The organism is Bacteroides sp. 4_1_36 (assembly GCF_003466325.1).
GTDB lineage: Bacteria > Bacteroidota > Bacteroidia > Bacteroidales > Bacteroidaceae > Bacteroides > Bacteroides uniformis.
The window spans coordinates 3,869-4,132 of sequence record NZ_QSOX01000048.1 but is presented as its reverse complement, the minus strand read 5'-3'; the positions used below and the strand labels follow the sequence as shown (position 1 = coordinate 4,132).

The 264-nt window shown below is 50.4% G+C and carries 1 pseudogene; it reads left to right on the top strand.

What is annotated here, in order from left to right:
- Positions 1-264 (top strand): annotated as a pseudogene (locus tag DXD65_RS21180) (RHS repeat-associated core domain-containing protein); the annotation flags it as partial.

Here is a 264-nt window from a genome sequence, read left to right as displayed (position 1 = left end):
GGGTGGTTATGATGTAGCAGCTACCGTCTATACTTTTACAAACAAGCCTGCTACAGTGACCCATACCCACACGGCAAGCGGAAAAACAACCCGCACGGAAGTGTATACTTACAGCTACGACCATGCGGACAGACTCTTGAAGGTGGAGCATACGCTAGGCGGCACCAAGATAACCCTTGCCGACTATGCGTATGACAACTTGGGAAGACTGCAATCAAAGTCCCTGCACGGAAGTGCCACCAACAAGCTGACGTATGCCTATAA